Below are 21,003 nucleotides of genomic sequence, written 5' to 3'. Positions count from 1 at the left end.
ACGTTACCGGGGAGAAGCGAGGGTGCACAGACTAATAAAAACCCCGCGCCTTCCCCATAGGACATGTCTTATTCGGACGGGTCCAGATAAGCCTCAAGCTCGACCTGGAATTCGATCAATGCTTCGCGCAGCGCTAACCAATGCATTTCAATCTCAGCGTTGCGCTGCTCCCGAATACACCCTTCCAGCGCCACACAGGCCTTGGCCAGCGGCAACGCATCCACCAGGCAGCATATGCCCTTCAGGCGGTGCAGCGAGGCGGCCAGCCGGACCTGGTCGTGGTCCGCCATGGCGGAGGCCATCAGGTTATGCTCCTGCTCAAGGCTCCTCGCCAACTCCTGCAGCATCCGCTGCAAAACCGGTCCGTCGGCCTGGGTCATGGTGCGCAGGGTCTGGATGCTGAAAGAGCGTGCAGGCACGACGCGGGCGAACACACGCGTCCAGTGCTCAAGGGTCACGGGCTTGACCAGCAGTTCATCCATTCCCGCCTCCCGGCAGCGCTGCTGTTCATCATCCAGGGCATTCGCCGTGCAACCCACCAGCGCCAGGCGTGGCCGTCGCTCCTGTGCTTCCAGCCGGCGGATGGCCTCACTCAAGGCATAGCCGGACATGCCCGGCATATTGCAATCGGTGACCAGGACGTCAAACACCTCATGATGCCAACGCTGCAAGGCCGCTTCGGCCGAGTCGACGGCCACTACTTGATGACCCAGGAACTGCAACTGCTGAACCAGCACCAGCCGATTGGCCGGCAGGTCATCCACCACCAACACCGACAGGTTGCGGCCGGCCACCAGCAGCGGTACACCCGCAGATGCTGGCACGTCGTCACTGCTGACCCGATCCAGGTACAGGTCGATGCACACCACCGTGCCCTCTCCCACCACGCTGCTCAGGGTGATGCTGCCTCCCATCAATTCCACCAGTTGCTGGCAGATGCTCAAGCCCAGTCCCGTGCCGCCGTGCTCGGCAGCCGTCCGCGCGCTGACCTGGATAAACGGCTTGAACACTCGCGCCTGCTGCTCGACGCCAATGCCCGGCCCGCTGTCCTCCACACACAGCTGCAAATATTCGGCCCCCGCCGGGTCAAGCTTGCGCGCAACACTGACCCGAACCTCACCGCGCGAGGTGAACTTGAGCGCGTTGCCCAACAGGTTATGGATAACCTGACGCAGGCGCAGCGGATCGAACCAGTAATATCCTTGCGCGCTCGGGTCGAATGCCAGGGTCAGGTGAAGGCCCTTTTTCTGCGCCATGGGTTCGAACAAGCGCTGTATGCCCTCGAAGAAACCTTTCAAGTCAGTGGCCTGCGGCGCCAGTTGCAGATGACCGGCTTCAATCTTGGCCAGGTCCAGGCTGTCACCCATCAGGGCAATCAACTCACGCGCCGAGCGATGGGCCACTCGCAGGGCTTCAGACACTGGCTTGCCTTCAGCCTGGGCACGCTCCTGCTCCAGCTCGAGCAGACCGATAATGGCGGTCATCGGCGTGCGAATCTCGTGGCTCAGGGTCGAGAGAAACGCGCTTTTTGCGTAGTTCGCTTCGTCAGCGGCCTGCCGCGCATCCATCAGCTGGAGCTCCAGGACCTTGCGCTCGTTGATATCGACCCAGCCACCGAGCAAACCCTGGAGCTGGCCCTTGGCGTCGAAGAACGGCACCGTCCACTGATACACATGAAACGCCCCGCCATTGAACTCCAGCTGCCGGTCGACGAACAGCGACTGCTGGCTCGCCAATTGCTCCATGTGGCCGGCATGCAGGCGCGCGGCCGTAGCGTCAGGCATCAGCCCGCTTTCCATCAGCGTCAGGCCCTGGATCTGCTCGCGCCGGGTGTTCAACTGTTGTTCATAGCTGGTGTTGCAGGTCACCAGGCGTCCTTCCAGATCACGCACAAATACCGGGTTGGGCATGCCGTCCAGCAGCGCGCGCTTGAACGCCAACTGGTCGTTGAGCCGCTGCTCGGCCTGGAGGCGCTGGCGAATCTGGCGCTTGAGCCGGCTGTTCCAGGCCAGGGACACCAGCACAAACAGCAGCGCCATGGCGACCGTCCAGTAGGCCCATGGCGGCACACGCTGCCAGGCCGGCACCGGGACGGGTACGCTCCCCAGCCAACGCAAACGCAGGGCGCTCAGCTCCGCGACCGGCAGCGCTTCCAGCGCCTTGTTCAAAATGCTCAGCAGTTCCGGTTGATCCTTGCGCACCGACAGGCTGTTGGCCGACCACTTGCCCTCGACACTGCGGCCGATGCGCAACTCATCGGCAGGGTAACTCTGCACTTCCACTTCACTCTGGATAGTCGCCGCCGCGCGACCCTGCGTTACCAGCTCACGGGCCTGGACGTAGTTATCCACCGATTGCAGCTTGATCCCGGGGTGCTCGCGACGAATATATCCCTCCAGGACATGGCGTGCCGGCAGCGCCAGCACCTTGCCTGAAAGCTCGCTCAAACTGGCCACTGGCGGTGCGTCAGCGCGCTGGATAAACACCCAGCCTGAGCCCCCGAACCCATGGCTGAAATCGAGAAAGGCCTTGCGCTCCTGATTCTCGGCCAGGGTGGTGTTCATGTCCGCCCTGCCCGTTTCCAGCAACCCCAGGGTCTGTGCCGTGGAGGACACTTCCTCCATCACGAACTGCAGGCCGGTCATGCGTGAAATGCGGTTGAGCAAGTCCACATTCAGCCCCACCCACTGGCCGTCCTTGTCCTTGAATACATAGGGAGACAGTTGCTGGGACGCCACCACCACATGCGGATGCTGAAGTACCCAGGCCCGTTCCGGGGCCGACAAGGCGATGCGCTCGGCGGCAATGCCCACCCCCAGTCCAGTGGTCCAGCGCGCAAGGATCTCCCGCCGCACAGACTCATCAATACTCGCCAGCGCCCGGTCCATCAGCGTGCCCAGCAGCGGGTCGGCCTCCCGCGTGGCAAAGGCAAAGCCGATGGGCGCCAGCCGGCTTTCCACCTTGATCTGCAAGCCCAGGTAGGGCCGTAGCGATTTATAGGCGCGCACGATCACTTCGTTGCCGATAAACGCATCAGCATCACCTTGCTTCAGCGCTTCGAGGCCACTGTAGAGATTCGGTGCCAGCATGATGTGGCTCCCGGGATACGCCTGATGGACGTTCTTGACGTTGGCGTAACCGTCCAGCAACACCAGCTTCTTGTCCTTGAGGTCCTCGTTCTGGGTGCTGTCATCCCGGCGCACGACCACCACCGAGCGGTCCGGCATGTAGTCTTCGGTAAAGCGCAACCCCGACACATCACGCTCGTAACCGTTGGCACTGGTGAGAATATCGATGGCGCCGCTCCGCAGGGCCTCCACCGCCTGCGCCCGCTCGGCAAAACCCAGGACTTGCATCGGTGCATGCAGACGCGCACCGATCAGGCTCAGGTAATCGGCGCTGATGCCCTGGTAGCGATTGCGGTCGCGGGTGATATCGATCGGCTGATAGTCATCAATCGAAATGCCCACTCTCAGTGGCCGATGGGCCGCCAGCCATTGCTGCTCGCTGGCCGTCAGGGGCATGGGCTCCAGGGCAATGAACGCCGGCACCAGCTTGAACGGCAGGCTGACAGCCGCGAGGCTTGCCGAACCATGGCCAAGCAGCAGCACACATGCCAGCCACGCGTGTGCTCGGGTCGATAAATACACCGGTTGGGTTTCCTTGATTATTCTTGTTGGTCGCCGCGCAAGTATGGCTCGCCAGAATGAAAAAGCCCGTCACGAAGACGGGCTTGATCCACCACGCAAAGCCGTTGGCTCAGAGTGGCTTGCCGCGATTGCCATGCTGGCTGACAAACGCCTGTACCGCTTTCAGGTCATTGGCCAATACCGTGCAACGCTCTTCACGCTCGAACAGGTCGGTGAGGTGCGGCGGCAATTCCAGCGCCTTGCCAACCCCGGCCTTCTCTACCGCTTCCGGGAATTTGACCGGGTGCGCGGTGCCGAGAATCACCATCGGGATGTCCAGGCTGCGGCGGCATTCGCGCGCGGCCTTGACGCCAATGGCGGTGTGCGGGTCCAGCAGCTCGCCGGTCTGGGCGTAGACTTCGGCGATGGTCTCGCAGGTTTCTGCGTCGTCCACCGCCAGGGAGTCGAACAGCTTGCGGGTTTCGGTCCAGCGCTCCTGCTCGACGCTGAAACCGCCACCTTGCTTGAAGCTGTCCATCAGGCCGGCCAGGGCAGCACCGTTGCGACCGTGCATGTCGAACAGCAGGCGTTCGAAGTTCGACGAGACCATGATGTCCATCGACGGCGACAGTGTGGCGTGCAGGGTTTCCTTGACGTACTGGTTGCCGCTCATGAAGCGGTGCAGGATGTCGTTGCGGTTGGTGGCGACGATCAACTGGTTGATCGGCAGGCCCATGTTGCGTGCCAGGTAACCGGCGAAGATGTCGCCGAAGTTGCCGGTTGGCACCGAGAACGACACCGAACGCGCCGGGCCGCCCAACTGCAGGGAAGCATGGAAGTAGTAAACGATCTGGGCCATGATCCGCGCCCAGTTGATCGAGTTCACCGCTACCAGGCGGGTGCCTTTGAGGAAGCTCTGGTCGGCGAAGCTGGCCTTGACCATTTCCTGGCAGTCATCGAAGTTGCCTTCGATGGCGATGTTGTGGATGTTCTCGCCGAAGATCGTGGTCATCTGACGACGCTGCACTTCCGACACGCGGTTGTGCGGGTGCAGGATGAAGATGTCGACGTTTTCGCAGTGCTTGCAGCCTTCGATCGCCGCCGAGCCGGTATCACCGGAAGTAGCGCCGATGATCACCACGCGCTCACCGCGTTTTTCCAGCACGTAGTCCAGCAGGCGACCCAGCAGTTGCAGGGCGAAGTCCTTGAACGCCAGGGTTGGGCCGTGGAACAGCTCCAGGACCCATTCGTTGCCGTTCAGTTGACGCAACGGGGCGATGGCGCTGTGGGAAAACACGCCGTAGGTTTCTTCCAGGATCTTCTTGAAATCCGCATCCGGGATGCTGCCGGTGACGAACGGGCGCATGACCCGGAACGCCAGCTCGTGGTACGGCAGGCCGGCCCACGAAGCGATTTCTTCCTGGGTAAAGCGTGGCAGGTTTTCCGGCACGTACAGGCCGCCGTCAGTGGCCAGACCGGCCAGCAGAACGTCTTCGAAATTCAGGGCCGGTGCCTGGCCGCGGGTGCTGATATAACGCATGACTGGCTCCTCTAGAGCATGCTTGAACAAGGGCCGCCGAACGCGTGGGGCCCTTGCCGCAAAACGATTAGTTCAGGTGTTCGACGCGAATCCGCACCACCGGCCCAACCACGCCCTGCAACGCTTCAAGCGCGGCGATGGCGTCGTTGATGTGCTGCTCCAGCACACGGTGGGTCAGCAGGATCATGGGCACCAGGCCGTCCTGTTCTTCGACTTCCTTCTGCATGATCGATTCAATATTGATGCCGCGCTCCGACAGGATGCTGGCCACCTGAGCGAGCACGCCCGGATGATCCTTGGCCTGGATGCGCAGGTAGTAGGCACTTTCGCAGGCTTCGATCGGCAGGATCGGGTGGGCCGACAGCGAATCCGGCTGGAAGGCCAGGTGCGGTACGCGGTTTTCCGGGTCGCTGGTCATGGCACGCACCACGTCCACCAGGTCGGCGATCACAGACGAAGCGGTCGGCTCCATGCCGGCGCCGGCGCCGTAGAACAGGGTGGAACCGGCAGCGTCACCGTTGACCATCACGGCGTTCATCACGCCATTGACGTTGGCGATCAGGCGGTCGGCCGGGATCAGCGTCGGGTGCACACGCAGCTCGATACCGGCCGGGGTGCTGCGCGCCACACCGAGGTGCTTGATGCGGTAGCCCAGGGCTTCGGCGTAGTTCACGTCGGCGGTGGTCAGCTTGGTGATGCCTTCGGTATAGGCCTTGTCGAACTGCAGCGGGATACCAAAGGCGATGGACGCCAGGATGGTCAGCTTGTGGGCAGCGTCGATGCCTTCCACGTCGAAGGTCGGATCGGCTTCGGCGTAACCCAGGGCCTGGGCTTCGGCCAGCACGTCTTCGAAGGTACGGCCCTTCTCGCGCATTTCGGTGAGGATGAAGTTACCGGTGCCGTTGATGATGCCGGCCACCCAGTTGATACGGTTGGCGGACAGGCCTTCACGGATCGCCTTGATCACCGGGATACCACCGGCCACGGCGGCTTCGAATGCCACGATCACGCCCTTCTCGCGGGCCCTGGCGAAGATTTCGTTACCGTGCACGGCAATCAGCGCCTTGTTGGCAGTGACCACATGCTTGCCGTTTTCGATAGCCTTGAGCACCAGCTCGCGGGCCACGGTGTAGCCGCCTACCAGCTCGATGACGATATCGATTTCAGGGTTGGTGGCGACTTCGAAGACATCGTTGGTAATCGCAATACCGGTCGTTTGGAACTGAGGCTTTGGCGTACGCGTGGCAATTTGTGCCACTTCAATCCCACGCCCTGCACGGCGGGAAATTTCTTCAGCGTTACGCTGAAGTACGTTGAAGGTGCCGCCACCGACGGTCCCTAACCCACAGATGCCTACTTTGACCGGTTTCACTGAAGAACTCCCCATGAAACGGCCGACTCAAGGTCGGCCGTGAAAACAGCCGCACAACTGCGGCTCTCTATTAATGACCCGCCGAACTGTCGGCGGATCATGATCGTCAAGGCTCGACGATAGTGCTTACTTTGCGTTCAGTGCCAGTTTGGCAACTTGCGGCGCAGGCTGGTAGCCCGGAATCACCTGGCCGTCAGCCAAAACGATGGCCGGCGTACCGTTCACACCAATCGACTGGCCGAGGGCGAACTGCTTGGAAACCGGGTTGGCGCACTTGGCGGCCTTGATTTCCTTGCCATCGACCATCTTGTCCATGGCCGCTTTCTTGTCGGCCGAACACCAGACGGCTTGCAACTGCTCGTCACCCGGCGAACCCAGGCCCTGGCGCGGGAACGCCACGTAGCGCACTTCAACGCCGAGCTTGTTCAGCTCAGGCACTTCGGCATGCAGCTTGTGGCAGTACGGGCAGGTGGTGTCGGTGAACACGGTGATGTGAGTCTTGGTTTCGCCGATGGCCGGGTAAACCACGGTTTCAGCCACCGGAATACCGTTGATCAGCTTGGACACGCCCAGGCGCTCGGCTTTCTCGGTGAGGTTCACCGGCTTGCCGTCTTTGAGCTGGAACAGGTAGCCCTGGACGATGTACTGGCCATCGGCACTGGCGTACAGCACGCGGCTGCCCTTGAGCTTGACTTCGTACAGGCCGGCCATCGGGCTGGCGTTGATGCTTTCAATCGGGGTGTCGAGCTGGAGGGCTTCCAGGCTCTTGCGGATTGTCTTCTCTGCGGCGTCGTCGGCGACGGCAAAGGTTGAGACCAACGCAATGGCTGCGATGGCAAAAATCTGGGTCAAGCGCATGGGAACTCCTGAAGGCAGATGCAGGGACGGGAGCAGGAACACCGATCTTCAAACACGGGTTTGGGCCGTCCCCTTTGCGAACCGGCAAAGCCTACCACAGTTGGGCCGCAGGGCAGCCAGTCCCGGGGAAATTGGGCTTTTTCCGAAGTATTTTTCATCCACGGGGATGGTGCTTGGCGTGCATCTCCTGCAAACGTGCCCGCGCCACATGGGTGTAGATCTGGGTGGTGGATAAGTCGCTGTGGCCCAGGAGCATTTGAACCACACGCAAATCCGCGCCGTGGTTGAGCAAATGCGTAGCGAACGCGTGACGCAGGGTGTGGGGCGACAGCGACTTGCCGATGCCGGCAACCTTGGCCTGGTGCTTGATGCGATGCCAGAAGGTCTGGCGGGTCATCTGTTCGCCGCGCTGGCTGGGAAACAGCACATCGCTGGGCCGACCGTTGAGCAACTCGGCTCGGGCGTCGCGCATGTAGCGTTCGATCCACACGATCGCCTCTTCACCCATGGGCACCAGGCGCTCCTTGCTGCCCTTGCCCATTACGCGCAATACACCCTGGCGCAGGTTGACCTGTTCCAGGGTCAGGCTGATCAGCTCGGTGACGCGCAGGCCGCAGGCATACAGCACTTCCAGCATGGCACGGTCGCGCTGGCCGATGGCTTCGCTCAGGTCGGGGGCTGCGAGCAGGGCTTCGACGTCGGCTTCCGACAGGGATTTGGGCAGTGGCCGGCCCAGCTGCGGCATGTCGATTTGCAGGGTTGGGTCGATGGCGATCAGCTTTTCCCGCAGCAGGTAGCGATAGAAGCCACGCACGCCTGAGAGAAAACGCGCAGTAGAGCGAGGCTTGTAGTTTTGCTCCAGGCGCCAGGCCAGGTGGTCGAGAATCAGCTCACGACCGGCGTCGAGCAGCTCGAGGTTTTTCTCCTGCAGCCAGCCATTGAACAACGCGAGGTCGCTGCGGTAAGCCTGGCGGGTGTTGTCCGACAGGCCTTTTTCCAGCCAGAGGGCGTCAAGGAAGCGATCTATCTGCGGGTGGTCGATGGCGGACATGAGGGCTCAAGCAGGGAAAATGGCGATGTCGGGTAGATCCTATCGCAGCACGGGCCGCTACACATCAATGAAAGCGGGCAAATAATCTGTGGCGAGGGAGCTTGCTCCCGCTGGGGCGCGAAGCGGCCCTGATTGACCATTGAGGTCCAACAGAGAGACTTCTATTGCCGGTTTCAGGGCCGCTGCGCAGCCCAACGGGAGCAAGCTCCCTCGCCACAAAAGCGGAAAACGGCTTTAAGGTCAGTACGACGCTGAATTTCTTCGAGGCGAGTAGTCATGAATAAGTACCGGGGAAATAGACAAATTTCAGGCAACAAAAAAGCAGCCCGTAGGCTGCTTTTTTCTGCATCGGGAAGCTGGACTTAAGCCAGTTTTTCCTTGATGCGAGCTGCTTTACCGGACAGGTCACGCAGGTAGTACAGCTTGGCTTTACGTACGTCACCGCGACGTTTAACGGCCATGCTGTCGATTTGCGGGCTGTAGGTCTGGAAAGTACGCTCTACGCCAACACCGTTGGAGATTTTACGAACAGTGAAAGCACTGTTCACACCACGGTTACGCTTGGCAATTACCACGCCTTCGAACGCTTGCAGACGCGAACGGTCGCCTTCCTTCACTTTCACCTGAACGACAATGGTGTCGCCCGGGGCAAAGGTAGGGATCTCTTTGGTCATCTGCTCTGCTTCGAGTGCAAGGATGATTTTGTTAGTCATGCTGTGCTCCTAAGGTAAGTCGTCGGACCTACCATCGATACGTTGTTAACTATCGTCCCGCCCGAGGATGTATTCCTCGAGCAGCTTCTTCTCTTCTCCAGAAAGCGAGCGGCTTTCCAGAAGATCGGCGCGTCGTTCATAGGTCCGCCCGAGGGACTGCTGTAAACGCCAACGCCGGATGTGTGCGTGATTGCCACTTAGCAATACGTCGGGAACACGCTGATCCGCATACACCTCCGGTCGGGTGTAGTGCGGGCAATCCAGCAAACCATCCGTGAAGGAATCTTCCTCCGCGGAGTCCGCATGCCCTAAAGCTCCAGGCAGCAGTCGTGTAACCGCATCTATCAGGACCATCGCCGGCAGCTCGCCGCCAGACAGGACATAGTCCCCAATCGACCACTCTTCATCGACATGAGCATCAATAAAACGCTCGTCAATGCCTTCATAGCGACCGGCAATCAGGATTAATGCTTCCAGATTCGCCAACTCGCGTACCGCCGACTGATTCAGCTGACGGCCTTGAGGGGACAGGTAAATTACCTTCGCCTTCTCCCCGGCGGCTGCCTTGGCCTGAACCAACGCATCTTCCAGGGGCTTGATCTTCATCACCATGCCCGGGCCACCGCCAAATGGGCGATCGTCCACAGTGTGATGTCGATCCGTCGTGTAGTCTCGCGGGTTCCAACAGGTGAGCTGCAAGAGCCCCTGTTTCACCGCCCGACTGGTGATGCCGTACTCGCTGATGGCGGAAAACATCTCGGGAAACAAACTGATCACTTCAACGCGCAGGTTAGCCACGTTAGAAGTCCGCGTCCCATTCCACCTTCATCTCGCCCGCTGCCAGGTCGACGGCCAACACGCATTGCTCGGTATAGGGCAACAGGCGTTCGCGATCATCCAGGCTGCCAGCGCAAGGCTTGACCACCATTACATCATTGGCGCCGGTTTCCAGAAGATGATCGATTTTCCCGAGCAATTGCCCGAGTTGATCAATAACCTTCAGACCTTCCAGCTGGTACCAGTAGTACTCGCCGTCGGTCAATTCAGGGAACAGGTTGCGCGGCACGCAGATCTCATAACCGGCCAGAAGACGAGCTTCTTCACGATCATCAAGACCCTTGAGCTTTGCGACCAGGAACTTGTCGCTCCCGCGTCCACTGACCAGCTCTACCTGTTTCACACTACCTTCGCGCTTGAGCGTCCAGGTCTTGTACTGCAACAGGTTTTCAGTCGGATCAGTAAAGGAATACACCTTCACTTCGCCGCGAACGCCATGAACAGAATAAATCTTGCCGATAACGATCAAATCATCAGCTACCGCTGGCGTCGCGTTCATATTGCTCAGGCCGCAGCCTTAGATGCATCCTTCAACAACTGAGCAACGCGCTCAGAAGGTTGTGCACCAACGCTCAGCCAGTAGGCTACGCGCTCTTGGTTCACGGACAGACGGACTTCTTGACCACGAGCGATCGGGTTGAAGAAGCCAACTTGTTCCTTGTGAGAGCCGTCACGTGGGTTGCGGCTGTCAGTTACGGTCAAGTGGTAAAACGGGCGCTTTTTGGAGCCGCCAAGGGCAAGACGGATTGTTAGCATGTGAACATCGTTCCTGTAGTCGGTGCTGCAAATCTAAATGCACAGCGGGCATAGGTGCCCGAAAGGCCGCATATTCTAAGGAATATCCGGACTTTTGCAAATGTCTTTTTCTGGCGCCTATCAGCGTGCCATTCAGATCTGCTATAGAGCCGTCGGTTAAAACGGCAAGTCAGCTCCCGCCAATGGCGGGTTTGCTGGAGATCCCGCATCCCTGCGGGTCGGAGCAGAAGCGAACTTCTGCTCGAATTCTTTACATTTTCGGCATGCCGCCGCCGGGCAACATACCGCCCATGCCGCGCATCATCTTGGCCATCCCGCCTTTTGCGGAGAATTTCTTCATCATCTTCTGCATCTGCTTGTGCTGCTTGATCAAGCGACCGATGTCCTGCACCTGGGTGCCGGAACCCATGGCGATCCGACGTTTGCGCGAACCGCTGATCAGCTCAGGGTCGCGGCGCTCGGCCGGGGTCATGGAATTGATGATGGCTTCCATCTGCTTGAATTGCTTCTCTGCCGCGCCCTGGGCATTGCCCATTTGCGCCAGGTTCACGCCGCCGATGTTCGGCAGCTTGTCCATCAGGCCGCCGAGGCCGCCCATGTTCTTCATCTGTTGCAGCTGGTCGCGGAAGTCTTCGAGGTCGAAGCCCTTGCCCTTCTTCAGCTTTTTAGCCAGCTTGTCGGCCTTGTCCTTGTCGAGGGTCGCCTCCGCTTGCTCGATCAGGCTGAGCACGTCGCCCATGCCGAGGATACGCGAGGCGATCCGCTCAGGGTGGAACGGCTCGAGCGCTTCGCTCTTCTCGCCCATACCGATGAACTTGATCGGCTTGCCGGTAATGGCGCGTACCGACAAGGCGGCACCGCCACGGGCATCGCCGTCGACCTTGGTCAGGATCACACCGGTCAGCGGCAGCGCATCACCAAAGGCCTTGGCGGTATTGGCCGCATCCTGGCCGGTCATGGCATCGACCACGAACAGGGTTTCTACCGGATTGATCGCGGCATGCAGCGCCTTGATCTCGCCCATCATCTCTTCGTCGATGTGCAGGCGACCGGCGGTATCGACGATGACCACGTCGATGAATTTCAGCTTGGCTTCTTTAATAGCCGCCTGGGCGATATCGACCGGCTTCTGGCTCAGGTCGGACGGGAAGAAGGTCACGCCCACTTCGCCCGCGAGCATTTCCAGCTGTTTAATAGCCGCCGGGCGGTAAACGTCGGCAGACACCACCATCACCGACTTCTTCTTGCGCTCTTTAAGGAAGCGCGCCAGTTTGCCGGCGGTGGTGGTCTTGCCCGCACCTTGCAGACCGGCCATCAGCACAACGGCTGGCGGCACAGCGCTGAGGTTCAAATCTTCGTTGGCCGCGCCCATCAGGCTTTCGAGTTCGGCCTGGACGATCTTCACAAAGGCCTGGCCCGGCGTCAGGCTGCGGGACACTTCGGTGCCGACCGCGCGCTCTTTGACCGAGTTGACGAAGTCCTTCACCACCGGCAAGGCGACGTCGGCTTCCAGCAACGCCATGCGCACTTCACGCAGGGTGTCTTTAATATTGTCCTCGGTCAGCTTGGCCTTGCCGGTGACATGGCGCAGCGTCTGCGAGAGACGGTCAGTCAGATTTTCAAACATGCGCGATCCTTTCAGGCCCTATTCATCGAAATGCATTGTTAGACCGAGGTAATGGCGGCCCAGGCTGTGGTAAATCGCTATTAAAAACAGCGCTCGGCGAGCCTGCGGCGTGGGCAGGTCGCGGATTATAGCGAAGACTGTCGCCATGCACACCCGCTGTCTGGCCTGAGAGTCTTTCGTGTTACGCAGGTGTATGCCAAACTCAGCGCCTTTCGGGCCTGCTTAACAGGATTTATGCTCCCTTTGTCACCCAGTTTGCTACCCAGCCTCGCCGCCGCCATCTTGTATGCCGCTGCGACCCTCTATCAGGGCACTCGTCTGGCCCAAGGCGCCAAGGCCGACAAACGCCTGCTGGTAGGCCTTGGCGTCCTCGCCCTGCTGGCTCACGCCGCCAGCCTGTTCACGCACTTGATGACGCCGGTCGGCCTGGGCCTGGATTTCTTCAGCGCTGCCAGCCTGATTGCCGCCGCGGTGATCGCGCTGACCCTGATGGCCTGCTACCGGATCCCGGTGGAGAACCTGCTGGTGCTGTTGTTCCCGCTCGGGATGCTGACGGTGCTGCTGGCGCAATTCACACCGACCGGCACCGTGCAGGTCATTGATGAAGAGCCGGGCATCCTCGCCCACATCCTGCTGTCGATCCTCGCCTACGGCATGTTCACCATCGCGGTGTTCCAGGCCTTGCTGCTGCTGTTGCAAGACCACCAGCTCAAGCACAAGCACCCGTCGGGGCTGATCAAGAACTTCCCGCCACTGCAAACCATGGAAAGCCTGCTGTTCGGCTTCCTCTGGGCCGGCTGGACGCTGCTGTCGCTGTCGCTGATCTCCGGCTGGCTGTTCGTCGAGAACCTGTTTGCCCAGCACCTTGTGCATAAAACCCTGCTGGCCTGCCTGGCCTGGGTGGTGTTCAGCGTGCTGCTGTGGGGCCGCAACCGTCTCGGCTGGCGCGGGCACAAGGCGATCCGCTGGACCCTGGCCGGTTTCTGCCTGCTGATGCTGGCCTATTTCGGCAGCAAGCTGGTTCGCGAATACATCCTGCATATCTGACGGGCAGCCGACATGGACAACTTGCCCTTGGGGCCGATGCTTGCGGTAGTAGCCTTGCTGGTTTTATGGTCGGCGCTGTTTACCGCCATCGAAGCCGCCCAGCAACATTTGCTGGCCCTGCGCCCCGGCACCCGCCAGGGTGACAAAGCCGCCGCCCGCCTGAATTTCCCGCGCAACAGCCTGATCCTCTGCAACACCCTGTGCCGCGCCGTGGTGGTGATTCTCTGCACCCTGCTGGCGATCTACGCCTGGGCGCAAAACGGCCCGTGGCTCGGCTGGGTGATCTCCAGCGCGGTGCTGCTGGTGCTGGCCGACTATCTGCCGCGCGCCCTGGCCACTCGCCACCCGCAAACCATCCTTGGCTTTGGCAACACCCTGCTGAGCGTGCCGCTGAAAATCCTTTATCCGCTGGCCTGGCTGCTCAACGGTGTCAGCCTGTTCCTGCTGCGCCCGTTCACCCGCAAGCCCGGGCTGGTCAAGAAGAGCGACGAGCCGCAGCCGGACCAGGACGACGAGCCGGAAGCCGAAATCCCCAACACCCGCGCGCCGGGCATGCCGGGCATCCACGCCCTGGACAACATCACCGTCAACGACATCCTGGTGCCCCGCAGCGAAGTGGACGGCATCAACCTGGATGACCCGGTAGAGGAAATCATCGAGCAACTGCGGGTTTCCACCCGAACCCGGCTGCCGGTGTTCCACAGCGACATCAACCAGGTCGAGGCGGTGCTCAACACGCGGCAGATCCGCCACCTGCTGCCGGACGCCAGCCTGACCAAGGAAGCCCTGCTGGCCGCCTGCCACGAGCCCTACTTCGTCCCGGAAAGTACACCGCTGCAACTGCAATTGCTGAACTTCCACAAGCAACAGCGCCGCCTGGGCATGGTGGTGGATGAATACGGCGAAGTGCTGGGCATTGTGACCCTGGAAGACATTCTTGAAGAAATCGTCGGTGAGTTCGAAAACGAGCAGCACCTCGACAACCCGCACATCCAGCCGCAACTGGATGGCCGCTACGTGATCGACGGCGCCGCCTCGATCCGTGACTTGAACAAAGCCCTCGGCTGGCACCTGCCCAGCGACGGCCCCAAGACCCTCAACGGCCTGGTGACCGAAGCACTGGAGACCATTCCGGATTGCGCCGTGTGCCTGAAAATCGGCCGCTATCGCCTGGAAATCCTCGAGACCGAGGACAACCGCGTCGCCAAGGTGTTGATCTGGCACACCAGCACGGTGCCAGTTGCCGCTTAAGCCCCTTGTTGGATCCGCAAACCCCTTCCTATAATCGGGCGGCTTACCCAAGCCCCGCCCGACCGCGTGCTACCCGCACTGAGCGCGTCCAGGCAGCGCTTTACCGTGTCTGACCGGTGTTTGCTCCCATCCCGAGCCGCCCCGCGCACAACCCTGATCCATGGGTGTTCGACCAATAATAATCCGCGTCCAAACGCGCAATGACCGTCAGGGATACCTCAATGAGCACCACCTATAACGAGACGGCGACCGCCGCCCCGACCAACTCGACGGCCCGGGTCGCCACCGCGAGCATCATCGGCACCGCCATCGAGTTCTACGACTTCTATATCTACGCAACTGCCGCCGCGCTGGTGATCGGCCCGGTGTTCTTCCCGCAAACCTCCGGCACGGCGCAGATGCTCGCCTCGTTCCTGACCTTCGGTATCGCGTTTATCGCGCGACCACTGGGCTCGGCGCTGTTCGGCCACTTTGGTGACCGGATTGGCCGCAAGTCGACACTGGTGGCTTCCCTGCTGCTGATGGGCGTGTGCACCACGCTGATCGGCTTGCTGCCCGGTTATGACAGCATCGGGGCCTGGGCACCGATCCTGCTCTGCGTACTGCGCTTCGGCCAGGGCCTCGGGCTTGGCGGCGAATGGGGCGGCGCGGCGTTGCTGGCCACCGAGAACGCCCCGAAGGGCAAACGCGCCTGGTTCGGCATGTTCCCGCAGTTGGGCCCGTCGATTGGCTTTCTGGCGGCCAACGGGCTGTTCCTGATCCTGGCCATGAGCCTGAGCGACGAGCAGTTCCGCAGCTGGGGCTGGCGCATTCCGTTCATTCTCAGCGCGGCGCTGGTGATGGTGGGGCTGTATGCGCGGCTCAAACTGCATGAAACGCCGGTGTTCGCGAACGCCGTGGCCAGGGAAGCGCCGGTGAAGGTGCCGCTGGTGGAACTGTTCAGCCAGCATTGGCTGCCGGTCCTGCTGGGTGCGGCCTCGATGGTGGTGTGTTATGCGCTGTTCTATATCACCACCGCGTTTTCCCTGAGCTACGGCGTGTCTACGCTGGGCTACAGCCGTGAAACGTTCCTGGGTTTGCTGTGCTTCGCGGTGCTGTTCATGGGCGCGGCAACGCCGCTGGCGGCGTGGGCAAGCGACCGTTACGGGCGTAAGCCGGTGCTGATTGTCGGTGCGATCCTGACCATCCTCTCCGGCTTCACCATGGAACCGTTGCTGACCCACGGTTCAACCTGGGCCGTGGCACTGTTCCTGGCGCTGGAGCTGTTCCTGATGGGCGTGACGTTTGCCCCGATGGGCGCGATGTTGCCGGAACTGTTCCCTACCCGCGTGCGTTATACCGGTGCTTCGGCGGCGTATAACCTGGGTGGGATCGTGGGTGCGTCGGCGGCACCGTTCTTCGCGACCAAGCTGGTGGCGATGGGCGGTTTGAGTTATGTCGGCGGGTATGTGTCGGCGGCAGCGGTGATCAGCTTGATTGCTGTGTTGTGCCTGAAAGAGACGCGCAATAACGATTTGAACAAGGTCGCCTAATGATGATCATTCCCACGCTCTGCGTGGGAATGCATCCGGTGACGCTCTGCGTCACGCCCTTAAGAGCGGACGCGGAGCGTCCAGCGCGGCATTCCCACGCGGAGCGTGGGAACGATCGGCGGGGGGTTACAGCTCGACAACAACCGCTTTCGAAGCACGGGTCGCTTTAGCCCGGGCAGCCTCAATCGACTCATCCCGCGCCAGCGCCACGCCCATACGGCGCTGGCCATTCACTTCCGGCTTGCCGAACAGACGCAACGCCGTATCCGGCTCGCTCAAGGCTGCACCCAGGTTGGAAAACGCCGTCTGGGTCGACTTGCCTTCCACCAGGATCACTGCCGAAGCCGAAGGCCCGAACTGACGGATCAACGGGATCGGCAGGCCGAGAATTGCCCGCGCATGCAGGGCGAACTGCGACAAGTCCTGGGAAATCAGGGTCACCAGGCCAGTGTCATGGGGGCGCGGCGATACTTCGCTGAACCACACCTGATCGCCTTTGATAAACAGCTCGACGCCAAACAGACCACGACCACCCAACGCTTCGGTTACCGCCTTGGCAACGCGCTCGGACTCCGCCAGTGCAATCGGGCTCATGGCCTGTGGCTGCCAGGATTCCTGATAGTCGCCCTTCTCCTGACGGTGACCGACAGGCGCGCAGAAGGTAGTGCCGCCAATGTGGCGCACGGTCAGCAGGGTGATCTCGTAGTCGAAGTCGATAAAGCCTTCGATGATCACGCGGCCCTTGCCGGCACGCCCGCCCTCCTGGGCGTAATCCCAGGCTTTCTGCACGTCATCGGCGCTGCGCAGCAAGCTCTGGCCCTTGCCCGACGAACTCATCACCGGCTTGACCACACACGGGAAGCCCAGGTCGGTGACGGCCTTGCTGTAGTCCTCGAAGGTGTCGGCGAAGTGGTACGGCGAGGTCGGCAGGTCCAGCTCTTCGGCGGCCAGGCGACGGATGCCTTCGCGGTTCATGGTCAGCAACGTCGCGCGGGCGGTCGGGATCACGGTGAAGCCTTCGGCTTCCAGCTCAACCAGGGTCGCGGTGGCGATCGCTTCAATTTCCGGCACGATGAAGTGCGGCTTTTCGGCTTCGATCACGGCACGCAGGGCGGCACCGTCGAGCATGTTGATCACGTGGCTGCGGTGGGCAACCTGCATGGCCGGTGCGTTGGCGTAGCGATCCACGGCAATCACTTCAACGCCCAGGCGTTGCAGTTCGATTACCACTTCCTTGCCCAGCTCACCGCAGCCACACAGCATTACGCGGGTCGCGGTTGGCGACAATGGAGTTCCGATTCGGGTCATCTCAGGTCCTCAGGGGAGCGGATCGTGGGGAGAAAGGCCGGCATTTTACATGAACTGTAAGGATTGGCTTCAGTTGGCGACGCGCTGCCGGCGCAAACGCCAGGCCATGGCCAGCCACACCACGGTAACGCCGGCGAATTTCGACACCAGGGCAGTGCCGGCGACCGCGGGCGTCAAGGCGCCGATCAGGCCGAAAAAGATGAAGGTATCGAGGGGGATACTCAGCGCCGAACTTATCCACAGGCGGTCGTGGAGTGGGCGCTTGGTGATGCTGAACACCAGCCAGTCAATGCATTCGGACACCGCGAACGCCGTGGCGCTGGCCAGGGCGATGGACGGATCGGAGGTGATATAGGACAGCACCAGCGCCGCCAGCATGGCGATGATCGCGCCATGGCCGAAGCGAGTTTGCACCATGTCCCGCAGGACAAATACCAGGCCGCCCCAGGCAGACCAGATCACATCCAGGTGCGGAGCGGTAGAAAAGGCGAAGTTGATCAGCACGACGCTGCTGATGTAGGCAATCAGGAAGAACATGGGGCGAGGGACCTGTGAACAAGGGGCACAGGGTACTTCACATTTGGAAATATGTCGTCTGGGCGGGCCCTTTCGCGAGCAAGCCCGCTCCCACATTTTGAACGCATTCCTCCAAGATAAACGCAATCAAATGTGGGAGCGGGCTTGCTCGCGAAAGCGGTCTATCAGGCGCCGGACTTCCCCGGAATCATCCACACCAGCCCACTCGCCTTCGCCCGCTCATGGCACAACCCCAGCACTACCCGGCGCTCGGTATTGTCCATGCGACTCCAGCGGGTAATCTCTTCCACCGTGCGCTGGCATCCCGTGCAGATATCATCGTCATCCAGCGCACAAATGCTCACGCACGGCGAGGCGACGGGTCGTTCTACCGGGTTCATTCTTCCTGCTCAACCAGATCACGGGCATACCGCTGGGCGTTATGCACATAGTGCGCAGCGCTAGCCTCGAGCATTTTCTTCTGCACGTCGGTCAGCTCCCGCACCACTTTGCCCGGCGAGCCCATCACCAACGAACCATCGGGAATTTCCTTGCCCTCGCCGATCAGCGAATTGGCGCCGATGATGCAGTGCTTGCCGATCTTCGCCCCGTTAAGAATCACCGCATTGATGCCAATCAGGCTGTAATCGTCGACGGTGCAGCCATGCAACATGGCGTTATGGCCGATGGTCACGCCGGTGCCAAGGGTCAGCGGGTAACCCATGTCGGTGTGCATCACGCTGCCGTCCTGCACGTTGCTGTTCTTGCCGATCAGGATCAGCTCGTTGTCGCCGCGCAACACCGCGTTGAACCAGACGTTGGCGCCCTCCTCCAGCTTGACCTTGCCCACCAGCGTGGCATTGGGGGCCACCCAGCTGTTGGGATGGGTTTCGACTCGGGCGTCGCCCAGGCGGTATTTCATAGGTGGATCCTCACGGCAGGAACGATGGCCATCTGGCTCTTAGGTATTGATGAAGCTTTTCGGCGGTCGATGCAGGCTGATGTCGGCATCGTCATAGAGCAGATTGATCAGCTCGACGATCATGATCGCCGTCAGGCCCCAGATCTTGTATTCGCCAAACCGGTAACTGGGCACGTACCAACTGCGGCCCTGGTAATCGATACGGTGGGTATGTTCGCGCGGGTCCTGGCGAAAAAACTCCAGGGGCACGCTGAAAACCGCGGCGATCTCGGCGTCATTGGCCAGGTATTCGACGTAATCGGGGATAACGCCTACATAAGGCGTGACACGGATACCGTGCAGGGAAATCAGCGGGCTCAACGGCCCGATGACTTCCACCAGGCCCGGCGGCAGGCCGATCTCTTCTTCGGCTTCGCGCAGCGCGGTGAATATCAGGTCGGGGTCTTCCGGGTCGCGCCGCCCGCCAGGGAATGCCACTTCGCCGCCATGGGTGGATAACCCGCTGGCGCGCAAGGTCAGGATCAGCTCGGGTTCGTCACTGCGGGTGATCGGCACCAGTACCGCCGCTTCCGGGAAACGACCGTCGGTCTCCAGCGTGTGGGGCGTATGATTGCTTACCCGGCGAAGTAGCTCGTCCAGCATGAGTCATCTCGGTCTGTTGGCTACCTTGCATCATGCACCAAACCTTGCGCACGCCCAACCCCAAAACCCTGGCCATGTCGCTAAACGACAACTTGCAGCCCATACCCGGTCACGCCAAGATAGGCGCACTCTCCAGGAACCCCAGCATGAACTTCTGCAGCCAGTGCGGTAAACCGGTCACCCAGCGCATTCCCGAAGGCGACGCACGCTTGCGTTATGTCTGCGATCACTGTCAGACCATTCACTACCAGAACCCCAATATCGTCGCGGGCACCGTACCGGTGTGGGGCGACCAGGTGCTGCTGTGCCGGCGCGCCATCGAGCCGCGCCTGGGTTTCTGGACCTTGCCCGCCGGCTTCATGGAGAACGGCGAGACCGTCGAGCAGGCCGCGATGCGCGAAACCCTGGAAGAAGCCTGCGCCCGGGTGCGCAACCTGAGCATCTACACCCTGATCGACGTGCCTCACATCAGCCAGGTGCACATCTTCTACCGGGCCGAACTGATCGACCTGGATTTTGCCGCCGGCCCCGAAAGCCTTGAAGTGCGCTTATTCGATGAAGCCGACATCCCTTGGTCCGAGCTGGCTTTCCGCACGGTCGGGCGTACCTTAGAATGCTTTTTTGCTGACCGCCGGCAACAGTCGTATCCGGTGCGCAGCGAATCGGTGCCGCCGCTGACCCAGTTGGCCAAATAACAATCCAGGCGGCACGTAGTCTTTTCAGGGGATACCGTTTCAATGCGTTGGTTGCTTGCTCTGATCTGCCTGTCGTTTGCCACGCTGTCGCCAGCCTCCACCCAAGTGATCCTGGGGGGCAAACCCGTCGAGAAAATCCTGGTGCTCAAGTCGGCCCATCAGTTGCAACTGATCAATGACGGCAAGCCCCTCAGGACCTACCGCATTTCCCTGGGCAAGAACCCCAAGGGCACCAAGCTGATGGAAGGCGACCGCCGCACCCCGGAAGGTTTCTACTGGATCGACTGGCGCAAGACCAGCGACCGCTTCAACCTGGCCATGCACATCTCCTACCCCAATATCAGCGATTCCGCGCGCGCCCGCCGCGAAGGGGTCAAGCCCGGCAGCATGATCATGATCCACGGCACCCCCGACGCCGAGGACTACCCCGAAGAGCTGTTCCACACCCTGGACTGGACCGACGGCTGCATCGGCATGCGCAATGTCGACATGCGCGAAGTCTGGAACCTGGTGAAAGACGGCACGATGATCGAGATTCGTCCGTAATTTCCTGCCCCTCGTAAAATAATTCAAAAAAAATTCCCGCCCCATGGGTAGCCTGCCGGTGAATACCAGTTCACCTCGGCAAGCTGCGCGCTTCTGCCTGAAATAAAGACCTCTCTAATACCACTTGAACTGGCGCACTATTAAGGCGCCCGCAAACGCTC

The 21,003-nt window shown here is 60.9% G+C and carries 20 protein-coding genes; 5 read left to right on the top strand and 15 right to left on the bottom strand.

Annotation, left to right across the window (positions count from 1 at the left end; all coding sequences use genetic code 11):
• Positions 1–68: 68 nt before the first annotated feature.
• The 10 genes from QF039_RS01530 to ffh form a co-directional block, all read right to left on the bottom strand.
• A complete protein-coding gene (locus tag QF039_RS01530; protein ID WP_307516663.1) occupies positions 69–3,650 on the bottom strand; it encodes a transporter substrate-binding domain-containing protein in 3,582 nt (1,193 codons plus the stop codon).
• Between the two features lie 109 nt (positions 3,651–3,759).
• Positions 3,760–5,169, bottom strand: coding sequence for a threonine synthase (thrC, locus tag QF039_RS01525; RefSeq protein WP_003209579.1), 1,410 nt, complete (start codon positions 5,167–5,169; stop codon positions 3,760–3,762).
• Positions 5,170–5,236: 67 nt separating this feature from the next.
• Positions 5,237–6,541: a homoserine dehydrogenase gene (locus tag QF039_RS01520; protein ID WP_177055031.1), complete on the bottom strand. Its 1,305-nt coding sequence runs from the start codon at positions 6,539–6,541 to the stop codon at positions 5,237–5,239.
• A 126-nt stretch (positions 6,542–6,667) separates the two neighbouring features.
• On the bottom strand, positions 6,668–7,399 hold the full coding sequence (gene dsbC / locus QF039_RS01515) for a bifunctional protein-disulfide isomerase/oxidoreductase DsbC (protein WP_003209582.1): 732 nt from the start codon (positions 7,397–7,399) through the stop codon (positions 6,668–6,670).
• Positions 7,400–7,553: 154 nt separating this feature from the next.
• A complete protein-coding gene (xerD, locus tag QF039_RS01510; protein ID WP_177067671.1) occupies positions 7,554–8,450 on the bottom strand; it encodes a site-specific tyrosine recombinase XerD in 897 nt (298 codons plus the stop codon).
• A 362-nt stretch (positions 8,451–8,812) separates the two neighbouring features.
• A complete protein-coding gene (rplS, locus tag QF039_RS01505; protein ID WP_003175895.1) occupies positions 8,813–9,163 on the bottom strand; it encodes a 50S ribosomal protein L19 in 351 nt (116 codons plus the stop codon).
• 45 nt (positions 9,164–9,208) lie between these two features.
• Positions 9,209–9,919: a tRNA (guanosine(37)-N1)-methyltransferase TrmD gene (gene trmD, locus QF039_RS01500; RefSeq protein ID WP_236260845.1), complete on the bottom strand. Its 711-nt coding sequence runs from the start codon at positions 9,917–9,919 to the stop codon at positions 9,209–9,211.
• Positions 9,920–9,962: 43 nt separating this feature from the next.
• Positions 9,963–10,499, bottom strand: a complete 537-nt coding sequence (gene rimM, locus QF039_RS01495; RefSeq protein ID WP_003175898.1) for a ribosome maturation factor RimM — start codon at positions 10,497–10,499, stop codon at positions 9,963–9,965.
• Between the two features lie 5 nt (positions 10,500–10,504).
• Positions 10,505–10,756, bottom strand: coding sequence for a 30S ribosomal protein S16 (gene rpsP, locus QF039_RS01490; protein WP_003209587.1), 252 nt, complete (start codon positions 10,754–10,756; stop codon positions 10,505–10,507).
• 250 nt (positions 10,757–11,006) lie between these two features.
• Positions 11,007–12,383: a signal recognition particle protein gene (gene ffh / locus QF039_RS01485; RefSeq protein WP_003209589.1), complete on the bottom strand. Its 1,377-nt coding sequence runs from the start codon at positions 12,381–12,383 to the stop codon at positions 11,007–11,009.
• Positions 12,384–12,617: 234 nt separating this feature from the next.
• On the opposite strand from ffh, the gene QF039_RS01480 reads away from it, so the two are divergent.
• From QF039_RS01480 to QF039_RS01470, 3 genes are all read left to right on the top strand, one after another.
• Entirely contained in the window at positions 12,618–13,430 is an 813-nt protein-coding gene (locus QF039_RS01480) for an inner membrane protein YpjD (protein WP_010176828.1), read from the top strand.
• A gap of 12 nt (positions 13,431–13,442) precedes the next feature.
• A complete protein-coding gene (locus tag QF039_RS01475) occupies positions 13,443–14,681 on the top strand; it encodes a transporter associated domain-containing protein (protein WP_307516659.1) in 1,239 nt (412 codons plus the stop codon).
• 221 nt (positions 14,682–14,902) lie between these two features.
• The gene (locus QF039_RS01470; RefSeq protein ID WP_177067669.1) at positions 14,903–16,213 is read left to right on the top strand and encodes an MFS transporter; all 1,311 of its coding nucleotides are present in this window, start codon (positions 14,903–14,905) and stop codon (positions 16,211–16,213) included.
• 126 nt (positions 16,214–16,339) lie between these two features.
• Here QF039_RS01470 and purT read toward each other — a convergent pair whose 3' ends face one another.
• From purT to QF039_RS01445, 5 genes are all read right to left on the bottom strand, one after another.
• On the bottom strand, positions 16,340–17,521 hold the full coding sequence (gene purT / locus QF039_RS01465; protein ID WP_023659130.1) for a formate-dependent phosphoribosylglycinamide formyltransferase: 1,182 nt from the start codon (positions 17,519–17,521) through the stop codon (positions 16,340–16,342).
• A 69-nt stretch (positions 17,522–17,590) separates the two neighbouring features.
• Positions 17,591–18,058, bottom strand: coding sequence for a hypothetical protein (locus QF039_RS01460; protein ID WP_003209599.1), 468 nt, complete (start codon positions 18,056–18,058; stop codon positions 17,591–17,593).
• A gap of 164 nt (positions 18,059–18,222) precedes the next feature.
• A complete protein-coding gene (locus QF039_RS01455; protein WP_003209601.1) occupies positions 18,223–18,438 on the bottom strand; it encodes a DUF1289 domain-containing protein in 216 nt (71 codons plus the stop codon).
• Positions 18,435–18,959 carry a gamma carbonic anhydrase family protein gene (locus tag QF039_RS01450; protein ID WP_008438249.1) on the bottom strand — a complete coding sequence of 175 codons (525 nt, stop codon included), beginning with the start codon at positions 18,957–18,959 and terminating at the stop codon, positions 18,435–18,437. Before QF039_RS01450 ends, QF039_RS01455 begins: the two co-directional genes overlap by 4 nt.
• A 39-nt stretch (positions 18,960–18,998) precedes the next feature.
• Positions 18,999–19,601: a CoA pyrophosphatase gene (locus QF039_RS01445; protein ID WP_003209605.1), complete on the bottom strand. Its 603-nt coding sequence runs from the start codon at positions 19,599–19,601 to the stop codon at positions 18,999–19,001.
• A 146-nt stretch (positions 19,602–19,747) separates the two neighbouring features.
• Here QF039_RS01445 and QF039_RS01440 point away from each other — a divergent pair, with 146 nt between their 5' ends.
• A complete protein-coding gene (locus QF039_RS01440) occupies positions 19,748–20,296 on the top strand; it encodes an NUDIX hydrolase (RefSeq protein ID WP_003209606.1) in 549 nt (182 codons plus the stop codon).
• A gap of 42 nt (positions 20,297–20,338) precedes the next feature.
• Positions 20,339–20,842, top strand: a complete 504-nt coding sequence (locus QF039_RS01435; RefSeq protein ID WP_003209608.1) for a murein L,D-transpeptidase family protein — start codon at positions 20,339–20,341, stop codon at positions 20,840–20,842.
• The last annotated feature ends 161 nt before the right edge of the window (positions 20,843–21,003 follow it).

This window comes from Pseudomonas sp. W2I6, from assembly GCF_030815935.1.
GTDB lineage: Bacteria > Pseudomonadota > Gammaproteobacteria > Pseudomonadales > Pseudomonadaceae > Aquipseudomonas.
The sequence above is the reverse complement of the archived record's forward strand: the minus strand, read 5'-3'. Positions and strand labels throughout refer to the sequence as shown.

What these genes read in the sequence shown, in the direction of transcription:
- thrC (WP_003209579.1), bottom strand. Translation starts at nt 5,169, where the DNA reads ATGCGTTATATCAGCACCCGCGGCCAGGCACCGGCCCTGAATTTCGAA.
- dsbC (WP_003209582.1), bottom strand. Translation starts at nt 7,399, where the DNA reads ATGCGCTTGACCCAGATTTTTGCCATCGCAGCCATTGCGTTGGTCTCA.
- xerD (WP_177067671.1), bottom strand. Translation starts at nt 8,450, where the DNA reads ATGTCCGCCATCGACCACCCGCAGATAGATCGCTTCCTTGACGCCCTC.
- rplS (WP_003175895.1), bottom strand. Translation starts at nt 9,163, where the DNA reads ATGACTAACAAAATCATCCTTGCACTCGAAGCAGAGCAGATGACCAAA.
- trmD (WP_236260845.1), bottom strand. Translation starts at nt 9,919, where the DNA reads ATGTTTTCCGCCATCAGCGAGTACGGCATCACCAGTCGGGCGGTGAAA.
- rimM (WP_003175898.1), bottom strand. Translation starts at nt 10,499, where the DNA reads ATGAACGCGACGCCAGCGGTAGCTGATGATTTGATCGTTATCGGCAAG.
- rpsP (WP_003209587.1), bottom strand. Translation starts at nt 10,756, where the DNA reads ATGCTAACAATCCGTCTTGCCCTTGGCGGCTCCAAAAAGCGCCCGTTT.
- ffh (WP_003209589.1), bottom strand. Translation starts at nt 12,383, where the DNA reads ATGTTTGAAAATCTGACTGACCGTCTCTCGCAGACGCTGCGCCATGTC.
- QF039_RS01480 (WP_010176828.1), top strand. Translation starts at nt 12,618, where the DNA reads ATGCTCCCTTTGTCACCCAGTTTGCTACCCAGCCTCGCCGCCGCCATC.
- QF039_RS01475 (WP_307516659.1), top strand. Translation starts at nt 13,443, where the DNA reads ATGGACAACTTGCCCTTGGGGCCGATGCTTGCGGTAGTAGCCTTGCTG.
- QF039_RS01470 (WP_177067669.1), top strand. Translation starts at nt 14,903, where the DNA reads ATGAGCACCACCTATAACGAGACGGCGACCGCCGCCCCGACCAACTCG.
- purT (WP_023659130.1), bottom strand. Translation starts at nt 17,521, where the DNA reads ATGACCCGAATCGGAACTCCATTGTCGCCAACCGCGACCCGCGTAATG.
- QF039_RS01460 (WP_003209599.1), bottom strand. Translation starts at nt 18,058, where the DNA reads ATGTTCTTCCTGATTGCCTACATCAGCAGCGTCGTGCTGATCAACTTC.
- QF039_RS01455 (WP_003209601.1), bottom strand. Translation starts at nt 18,438, where the DNA reads ATGAACCCGGTAGAACGACCCGTCGCCTCGCCGTGCGTGAGCATTTGT.
- QF039_RS01450 (WP_008438249.1), bottom strand. Translation starts at nt 18,959, where the DNA reads ATGAAATACCGCCTGGGCGACGCCCGAGTCGAAACCCATCCCAACAGC.
- QF039_RS01445 (WP_003209605.1), bottom strand. Translation starts at nt 19,601, where the DNA reads ATGCTGGACGAGCTACTTCGCCGGGTAAGCAATCATACGCCCCACACG.
- QF039_RS01440 (WP_003209606.1), top strand. Translation starts at nt 19,748, where the DNA reads ATGAACTTCTGCAGCCAGTGCGGTAAACCGGTCACCCAGCGCATTCCC.
- QF039_RS01435 (WP_003209608.1), top strand. Translation starts at nt 20,339, where the DNA reads ATGCGTTGGTTGCTTGCTCTGATCTGCCTGTCGTTTGCCACGCTGTCG.